The organism is Streptomyces sp. NPDC055632 (assembly GCF_053618675.1).
The window spans coordinates 171727-174227 of sequence record NZ_JBSHHY010000011.1 but is presented as its reverse complement, the minus strand read 5'-3'; the positions used below and the strand labels follow the sequence as shown (position 1 = coordinate 174227).

3 protein-coding genes are annotated in these 2501 nt (G+C 73.5%); 2 read left to right on the top strand and 1 reads right to left on the bottom strand.

The genetic code is table 11. The features are described 5' to 3' along the window. Positions 1 to 214: 214 nt before the first annotated feature. On the bottom strand, positions 215 to 847 hold the full coding sequence (locus ACWGSR_RS17200; RefSeq protein ID WP_376242611.1) for a MerR family transcriptional regulator: 633 nt from the start codon (positions 845 to 847) through the stop codon (positions 215 to 217). Between the two features lie 206 nt (positions 848 to 1053). Between ACWGSR_RS17200 and ACWGSR_RS17195 the strand changes: the two genes are divergently transcribed. Both ACWGSR_RS17195 and ACWGSR_RS17190 read left to right on the top strand, forming a co-directional pair. After that, positions 1054 to 1989, top strand: coding sequence for a hypothetical protein (locus ACWGSR_RS17195; protein ID WP_453567255.1), 936 nt, complete (start codon positions 1054 to 1056; stop codon positions 1987 to 1989). Next, positions 1986 to 2501 (top strand): ADP-ribosylglycohydrolase family protein (locus ACWGSR_RS17190; RefSeq protein WP_453567221.1); only part of this gene is annotated, 516 nt, incomplete at its 3' end. The genes ACWGSR_RS17195 and ACWGSR_RS17190, both read left to right, overlap by 4 nt.

Sequence of the window (2501 nt, the reverse complement as noted above, 5' to 3'; positions counted from 1 at the left end):
CCGCGTGGGGGGGGGCGGGGGGCTACCCCCCCCGCCCACCCCCGTTCGCGTGAGCACCGCCGACCACCGCACCGCCGGGCCGTGACGCCGCCGACCACCGCACCGCCGGGCCGTGACGCCCCGGGCCCGCCAATCCGCCGACCCACCAGACCGCCCCAGGCCGCCCCAGGCCGTCGGCCGTACCAGCCCGTCAGTCCGTCAGCCCCTCAGTCCGTCACGCCGTCCCCCCGAAGACCCGTCCCGACTCGTCCACATGGACGATCCGGCGCATGGCGGCGAAGACGGCGTCTCCGATGACCGTGCCGACCACCACGCTCTCCACCAGTTCCTCCCGCGCCACTTGGTGCGCCACGTACTCCAGGTCGGCCCGGGCCACCCGTTCCGCCGCGTCCGCGTACGCGTCCAGGACCTCGACGAACCGGCCGTGGCCGACCTCCTCGAGCGCGGCGATCGCCGTCGCCAGGGCCTCCGCCGCGGGGCTCCCCTCGTAGGTGCGCCATCCGCGCGCCTCGATCAGCGCGGCGACCCTCTTCCTCGCCTCGTCGATCCCGGACCCGTCCCCGCGCTCGTACCGCGGCACCACGCGGTCCGCCGCCTCGCCGAGCACCGTGTGCAGCGGCCGGCCCGGGTCGTCGATCGCCACGATCACGTCGCGGATCCCCGCCACCGACAGACCGCCCACATCGAGGAGCGCCCGGATGAGGCGGAGCCGCCGTACGTGCGTCTCTCCGTACGAGGCCTGGTTCGGGCTCGTCAGCTCTCCGGCCGGAAGCAGCCCTTCCCGTACGTAGAACTTGATCGTCGGCACGGACACCCCGGTCCTGCGACTCAACTCTCCTATGCGCAATGCCTGTTCACCTTTCCGGTCCCTCTTCGGTCTTGCCGACCGACACCCACATCATAGATAGTGGCGCTATCAGATAGCGGCAAGTGCCACTATCCATACTTTCCCACGGGGGGATCCGCATGTCTTCGCCGAGCCCGCTCACCTCGCCCCACCCGCTCGCCCCGCTCGTCCGGTTACACCGGCCCCTGGTCTGGTTCGCCGCCTCGATGGGCGTCCTCGCGCTCGTCTCCGCCGTCGGCCTGGTGGTCGACGACCGGGTCCTGGTCGGCGCGCCGATCTGGGCCAAGCCGTTCAAGTTCTCGGTCTCGTTCGTCGCCTACGCCCTCTCGCTCGCCTGGATGCTCTCGCTGCTCCACCGGGGCCGCCGGGCCGGCTGGTGGGCCGGAACGGTGGTCGCCGCCGCGAGCGCGGTGGAGATGGTCCTCATCACCCTCCAGGTGGTACGGGGCACCCGGAGCCACTTCAACCAGGCGACCCCGTTCGACAACACCGTCTTCCAGATCATGGGCGGCACCGTCGTCGTGCTGTGGCTCGGCGCCCTGGTCATCGCCCTGCTCCTGCTGCGCGCCCGGATCCTCGACCGCGCCATGGCCTGGGCCGTCCGGCTCTCCTCCCTGATCGCCCTGGCGGGCGCCGCCGTCGGCTTCCTGATGGTGCGTCCGACGCCGGAACAGCTCGCGACCGACAACCCGCCGATCGTCGGCGCGCACAGCGTCGGCGTTCCGGACGGCGGCCCGTCCCTGCCGGTGACCGGCTGGGCCACCACCGGCGGAGACCTGCGCGTGGCGCACTTCTTCGGCATGCACGCGCTCCAACTGCTCCCGCTGGTCCTGCTCCTCCTGGCCGCCCTCGCCGCCCGCTCCTCCCGTTCGCCCCGTCTCACCCCCCTCGCCCGCCTCGCCGACGAACGGGTCCGACTGCGCCTCGCCCTCACTGCCTCGGCGGCCTACGCGGCGGTCTTCGTCCTGCTGACCTGGCAGGCGCTGCGGGGCCAGGCCCTGTTCGCCCCGGACGGTGTGACGCTGGCGGGCGCGGGGGCGATCGTGGCACTGGGCGCGACCGCCACCGTCCTCTCCCTGCGCCCTACGCCCGACTCCCGACTCCCGACAACCTCCAACTCCCTCTCTAAGCTGACCGGATGACGATCACCGACCGCGCCGTCGGCGCCGTTCTGGGCTCCGCCGTCGGCGACGCCCTGGGCGCACCCTTCGAGTTCGGCCTCCCCGGCGTCTTCCGGGAGCGCTTCCCGGACGGCGTCGGCGAGCTGTGCGGAGGCGGCGGCTGGGACCCCGGTGAGGCCACGGACGACACGCAGATGGCCGTTCTGCTCGGGGAGTCGCTCCTCGAACGGGGCGGCCTCGACCTGCCGGACGTCTTCGACCGCTTCCGGCGCTGGGCGGCGGCCGATCCCAAGGACATCGGCCTCCAGACCGAGCAGGTGCTCCTCGGCGGCGACCCGTGGAATCTCGCCTCCACCCTCCATTTCCAGGTCAACATGCACGCCGCCGGAAACGGTTCGCTGATGCGTGCCGCCACCTCGGCCGTGTACTTCGCGGCGCGGGGGCGGGCGGGGGCCCAGGTGGCCCCCCCCCCCCACCCCCCCCCGCACCCCCGCGCCCGCGCGGCCGGGGAGGGGCCCGCGGGCCGCCCCCCG

Excerpts from the sequence above, each read along its gene's own strand:
- ACWGSR_RS17195 (WP_453567255.1), top strand. The coding sequence starts at position 1,054 with ATGGGCGTCCTCGCGCTCGTCTCCGCCGTCGGCCTGGTGGTCGACGAC.